A 5429-nucleotide genomic window follows, 5' to 3' on the forward strand; every position below is an offset into this window, starting at 1 on the left:
AGACCCCGAAGGATCCGACGTGCGCGATACTGGGATTGAACCAGTGACCCCTACCGTGTCAAGGTAGTGCTCTCCCGCTGAGCTAATCGCGCGGGGAGGTCTCCCGGTGGAACCGGTCGAGCCTCTTGGAGGTGGAGACGGGATTTGAACCCGTGTACACGGCTTTGCAGGCCGTTGCCTCGCCTCTCGGCCACTCCACCAGGCAACACACGAAGAACGATCTTACACCGTTCTCCATCGAGCGGACGACGAGATTCGAACTCGCGACCCTCACCTTGGCAAGGTGATGCTCTACCAACTGAGCCACGTCCGCCTGTCTCCCGGGATCTTCACCGCTTTTCTTCGGCTGCGCTCCCCGGCGACGTGTTGAACTCTAGCGGATTCCCGGGCCAGCTAAAAATCCGTTCCCGCAGCCTGGCGAGGGGATGCGCCCCGCGTGCCGCCGCGTCAGCCGTCCGGCGAGGTCAGCGGCTGCCACCTGCGGCGCTTCCGGACGGTCAGCCACGGGCCACCCGGTGCACACCCGCACGACGCGCACAGCTGCCAGTGCGCGGGGGCGCGAGCCCGACCGGGCACGCGCACCCCGACCTACACTTCAGGCACCGCCGCCCCCAGCACCACCGCGCAGGAGAACCGTGTCCGGCCACCCCGACCCCCGCACCCCGCTCGCCCGTTTCGGCGGCCGCCTGGCCACCGGCCTGCGGGACGTCACCGCGGATCCGGCCGCACTCGACTCCTCCGGCTACTGGGCCGTCGCCTACGACTTCGAGGGCCGGCTGACCTGCGCCCGCTTCGACGACGTCCGCCCCGCCCCCGCCCCGCCCTCCGGCGCCGGCTGGCGCGGCCCGGACGCCGGCAGCTGGCGCAGTTCCCTGGACCGCGCCGCCTACACGGCGGGCGTCCGCCGCATCCGCGAGCACATAGCCGCCGGGGAGGTCTACCAGGCCAACCTCTGCCGGGTGCTGTCCGCGTCGCTGCCCGACCCCGACCGCAGTGACATCGACGCCCTCACCGGCCTGCTCGCCCGCGGCAACCCCGCCCCCTACGCCGGCACCATCCGACTCCCGGAGCACGGCGTCGAGATCGCCACCGCCTCTCCGGAGCTCTATCTGCGCCGCACCGGCCGCACCGTCTCCTCCGGCCCCATCAAGGGCACCGGCCGCACCGAGGCCGACCTCCTCGACAAGGACCACGCCGAGAACGTGATGATCGTGGACCTGGTCCGCAACGACCTGGGCCGGGTATGCGAGACCGGCACCGTCACCGTCCCCGACCTGTGCGCCGTCGAGAAGCACCCCGGCCTGGTCCACCTGGTCTCCACCGTCGAGGGCGCCCTGCGCGAGGGCGACGGCTGGCCCGAACTCCTCGCCGCCACCTTCCCGCCCGGCTCGGTCACCGGCGCCCCCAAGTCCAGTGCGCTGCGGATCATCGAGGCCCTGGAGACCGCTCCGCGCGGCCCCTACTGCGGCGCCGTCGGCTGGGTCGACGCCGACCGCGGCGTGGCCGAGCTCGCCGTGGGCATCCGCACCTTCTGGCTCGACCGGCAGGACCCCGGGGCACCCGTCCTGCGCTTCGGCACCGGCGCCGGCATCACCTGGGGCTCCGACCCCGACCGCGAGTGGGACGAGACCGAACTGAAGGCCGCCCGCCTCGTCGCGATAGCGTCGGGCAGCGACACCGACCACGAGCCGCACCTCGCCTAGGAGCAGCCCTCCATGCACAACCGCACCACGAGCTGGGTCAACGGGACGCTCGTCGACTCCGCCGACGCCGCCGTGTCCGTCCTCGACCACGGGCTCACCACCGGCGACGGCGTCTTCGAGACCATGAAGGCCGTCGACGGCAAGGCCTTCGCGGTCACCCGCCACCTCGACCGGCTCACCCGCTCCGCCCGCGGCCTCGGCCTGCCCGACCCCGACCACGACCTGGTCCGCGAGGCCTGCGCCCGCGTCCTGGAAGCCAACCCCGCCCCGCTCGGCCGCCTGAGGGTCACCTACACCGGCGGTGACTCCCCGCTCGGCTCCGAGCGCGGCACCGCCGGCCCCACCCTGGTGGTCGCCTTCGGCGCCATCGACCGCCGCCCGGACGAGACCGCCGCCGCCGTCGTCCCCTGGCGCCGCAACGAGCACAGCGCCGTCGCGGGCCTGAAGACCACCTCGTACGCCGAGAACGTGGTCGCCCTGGCCGCCGCCCACCGCGCGGGCGCCTCCGAGGCCCTGTTCGCGAACACCGCCGGCCGGCTCTGCGAAGGCACCGGCTCCAACGTCTTCGTGGTCATCGGCGGCCGTCTGCTGACCCCCGCGCTCGCCTCCGGCTGCCTGGCCGGCATCACCCGGCAGCTGGTCATCGACTGGTGCGAGGCCGAGGAGGCCGACCTCCCGCTGAGCGCCCTCCAGGACGCCGAGGAGGTCTTCCTGACCTCCACCACCCGCGACGTCCAGGCCGTCACCCGCGTCGACGACCGCGTCCTGCCCGGCATCGGCCCGGTCACCGCCAAGGCCATGGCCGTCTTCACCGAGCGCAGCGGCGACGACCTCGACCCGTGATCCCTTCCCGGGGGCGGGCGGCCCGGCGGACCGGAACGGCCGGGCGTGCACTGGGAGTTCGTACGCCCGGCCGCGCCGGGCGGCGCGGATAACCTTCCCGGCGAGGGGAAGGGACCACCACATGACCACCACGCTGCGCCCCGAGGGCCCCGAGACACCCACCGCGGCCGGCGGCCGCACCAGACGCTGGCGGATCCTGGCGAACGGCCGCCCGGTCGGCGCGCTGCGCACCACCTCGACCCGGAACGGCAGCCAACTCTGGGGCGAGATATCGGAGTTGGAGATCTTCGAGGGGCGCGGCCGGGGGCGCGGCACTTTCGGCGCGCTGGCGGCGGAGGAGGTGCTGCGCAACTGGGACTGCACGCGGGTGGACGTCAACGTCCCGGAGTGGGCCCCGATCGCCCGGGGGCTCGCCGCGACCCTCGGCTACACCGAGCGGATGCGGAACCTGAGCAAGAGCCTGACCACCGCCCCCGCTCTGCCCGCCGGCGTCACCGCCCGCCCGATCGGCGCCGCGGAGCTCCCGGCCTGGCTCGACCGGACGGCGGAGGGCTACGTCGTCTCGCTCATGGGCTCCGGCCTCAGCGAGGAGCAGGCCCGCGCCAAGTCGCGGCTGGACCGCCGGGAGCTGCTGCCGCAGGGCGCCGACAGCCCCGGTGCGGCCCTTCGCCGACTGTACGGCGCCGACGGCGGCCCGGAGCCGCTCGGCTCGCTCTGGGTGGACCTCCACCTGCGCGACCTGCCGGACGGCACGCCGCTGGCCTGGGTCATGGTCGTGGAGGTGTCCCCGGCCCACCGGGGCCGGGGACACGGCCGCACCCTGATGCTGCTCGCCGAACGCGAGTGCCTGGCCGCCGGGGTGCGAGAGCTCGGCCTCAACGTCTTCTCCGGCAACGCCGCCGCCGTCCGGCTCTACGACTCGCTCGGCTACCGCGTCACCAACCGGTGCTACGGCAAGCCGCTCTGATGACTGACGGACCGTCAGGAGGCCTGTGCCGCCTCGATGGCGGCGATGATCCGCTCGCGCAGGCCGTCCTGGCTCTGCCCGCCGTCCAGCCGCTTGCCGCCGACCACGTAGGTCGGCGTGCCCTTGACCCCGATCGCCTTGCCCTCGGCCTGGTCGGCGTCCACGGCCAGCATGTGCCGGCCGTCGACGAGCGCGGTGTCGACCTCCTCGGCGTCCGCCCCGACCTCCCGGGCCACCTCCAGCAGCACCTGCTGCCCGCGCGCGTCCAGCTCCTCGACCCGGGCGAGCAGCGCCTCGACGAACGGCCACCCCACCCCCTGGGCGAACGCCTCCTCGGCCGCCTCCGCGGCGGCGTAGGCGTGCTTGTGCTTCTCCAGCGGGAAGTGCCGCAGCTGTACGGGCAGCGCGTCGCCGTACCGCGCGCGCAGCGCCCTTACGTCGTCCAGCGCGGTGCGGCAGTCCGGGCACTGGAGGTCGCACCAGAACTCGAGGCGGGGGAGGGAACCATCGATCATTCCCCCAGTGTTCCACTAGTGGACGCCCACTCCCGCCGGCGGTGCGCCCGTCGGCGGACCGACAGGGAGGCAGCGATGACCGGGACGACCGCGAGCGAAGGGGCACGTCCGTGCTGACCGCGGCGATCAGTTTCCTCCTCACGGCCGGCGGGGTGGCCGTCGCGGGCCTGCGGGCCCGGCGGCGGCGTTTCCGCTCGGCGACGCGCTGGTTCGCGGTGGCGCTGCTGCCCGCCGGGCTCTACCTGACCGGCCTGTTCCCGCTGGCCAGCACGATCGGCCGGGAGTTCGCGGACTGGGCGGCCAAGCTGGTCCTCGACCCCCGGGTGTGGACGGGCATCGCGCTGCTCGGCGTCTCCGCCGTCCTGCTGGTCACCACTCGCTGGACGGGCCGCCGTGGCGCGGTGGAGGGCGAGCCCGAGCGCCCGGCGGCGGCCGGTCCAGGCACCGAGCGCCCGGCGGTGGCTCCGGCGTCCAAGCCGGCACCCAACGCGGCGCCGAAGACGGCACCCAAGACGTCGGGCAAGCGGGACGACGGCCTCGGCGACTTCGCCGACATCGAGGAGATCCTGCGCAAGCGCGGAATCTGAGGGCGCCGGGCGTCAGGCGGAGGCGACTGCCTCCGCCGACCGCTGCCGTGCCCGGTAGGCGGCGACGTGCAGCCGGTTGCCGCAGGTACGGCTGTCGCAGTAGCGCCGCGAGCGGTTCCGGGAGAGGTCCACGAAGAACCGGGCGCAGTCCGGAGCCTCGCACCGGCGCAGCCGCTCCCGCTCGCCGGCCATGAGGATGAAGGCCAGCGCCATGCCCAGCTCGGCCCCGAGGTGGTCGCCGAGTGCGGCGTGCGGGGCGAAGTAGTGGATGTGCCAGTCGTGGTGGTCGTGGTTGACCAGCCGGGGCGTCGTCCCGGCGGCCGCGACGATCGCGTTGACCAGCTCGGCGGCCTCCGCGGTGGACTCGGTCGCGAACACCTCGCGCAGCCTGGTGCGCAGCTCGTGCACCCGCCGCAGGTCGTCCTCGGTGAGGGAGTCGATCTCGCTGATCTCCTGGCGGACCACGAAGGCGTCCAGCGCGGCGACGTCCGGCAGTCGCTCGTCGCCGCACACCTCGGGCGCGGTGTTGAGCAGGTTCACGAGGATGCTCAGCGCGCACTCGGTGTCATGGGTGATCAGCACGTTGGGACTCCTCGCGCAGGGGGACTCCGGTACCCCGCGTCCACGGTTACCCCAGACCATACCGGCCCTTGCGGCAGAAGGGCGGCGCGTTCGTTCGAAGGCCCGTGCGGATCCCGTCAGCGTGTCCGAAAGCGGGCGGGGGGGGGGGGGGGGGGGGGGGGGGGGGGGGGGGGGGGGGGGGGGGGGGGGGGGGGGGGGGGGGGGGGGGGGGTGGGGGGGGGGGGGGGGGGGG

The 5429-nt window shown here is 74.1% G+C and carries 6 protein-coding genes and 3 tRNA genes; 4 read left to right on the forward strand and 5 right to left on the reverse strand.

The window, feature by feature from the left end:
- Nucleotides 1–20: 20 nt before the first annotated feature.
- The 3 genes from ACZ4WV_RS29335 to ACZ4WV_RS29345 all read right to left on the reverse strand — a co-directional run bounded on the left by ACZ4WV_RS29335 (nucleotide 21) and on the right by ACZ4WV_RS29345 (nucleotide 313).
- Nucleotides 21–92, reverse strand: a tRNA-Val gene (locus ACZ4WV_RS29335).
- Between the two features lie 34 nt (nucleotides 93–126).
- Nucleotides 127–200: transfer RNA gene (locus ACZ4WV_RS29340), tRNA-Cys, on the reverse strand.
- A 40-nt stretch (nucleotides 201–240) separates the two neighbouring features.
- Nucleotides 241–313 (reverse strand) — tRNA-Gly (locus tag ACZ4WV_RS29345).
- 322 nt (nucleotides 314–635) lie between these two features.
- Here ACZ4WV_RS29345 and ACZ4WV_RS29350 point away from each other — a divergent pair.
- From ACZ4WV_RS29350 to ACZ4WV_RS29360, 3 genes are all read left to right on the forward strand, one after another.
- Complete coding sequence (locus ACZ4WV_RS29350; protein ID WP_465751646.1) at nucleotides 636–1703, forward strand: chorismate-binding protein; 1068 nt, start codon at nucleotides 636–638, stop codon at nucleotides 1701–1703.
- Nucleotides 1704–1715: 12 nt separating this feature from the next.
- Entirely contained in the window at nucleotides 1716–2546 is an 831-nt protein-coding gene (locus tag ACZ4WV_RS29355) for an aminotransferase class IV (protein ID WP_465751647.1), read from the forward strand.
- A 121-nt stretch (nucleotides 2547–2667) separates the two neighbouring features.
- Nucleotides 2668–3513: a GNAT family N-acetyltransferase gene (locus ACZ4WV_RS29360; RefSeq protein ID WP_465751648.1), complete on the forward strand. Its 846-nt coding sequence runs from the start codon at nucleotides 2668–2670 to the stop codon at nucleotides 3511–3513.
- A gap of 14 nt (nucleotides 3514–3527) precedes the next feature.
- On the opposite strand, the gene ACZ4WV_RS29365 is transcribed toward ACZ4WV_RS29360, so the two are convergent.
- Nucleotides 3528–4028 carry a DsbA family protein gene (locus tag ACZ4WV_RS29365; RefSeq protein ID WP_465751649.1) on the reverse strand — a complete coding sequence of 167 codons (501 nt, stop codon included), beginning with the start codon at nucleotides 4026–4028 and terminating at the stop codon, nucleotides 3528–3530.
- 110 nt (nucleotides 4029–4138) lie between these two features.
- Between ACZ4WV_RS29365 and ACZ4WV_RS29370 the strand changes: the two genes are divergently transcribed.
- Complete coding sequence (locus ACZ4WV_RS29370) at nucleotides 4139–4615, forward strand: hypothetical protein (protein WP_465751650.1); 477 nt, start codon at nucleotides 4139–4141, stop codon at nucleotides 4613–4615.
- Between the two features lie 12 nt (nucleotides 4616–4627).
- Here ACZ4WV_RS29370 and ACZ4WV_RS29375 read toward each other — a convergent pair whose 3' ends face one another.
- Nucleotides 4628–5197 (reverse strand): CGNR zinc finger domain-containing protein, encoded by a 570-nt coding sequence (locus ACZ4WV_RS29375; protein WP_465751651.1) that lies wholly within the window; start codon nucleotides 5195–5197, stop codon nucleotides 4628–4630.
- Nucleotides 5198–5429: the final 232 nt, after the last annotated feature.

Source organism: Kitasatospora sp. NPDC029312, from assembly GCF_055569215.1.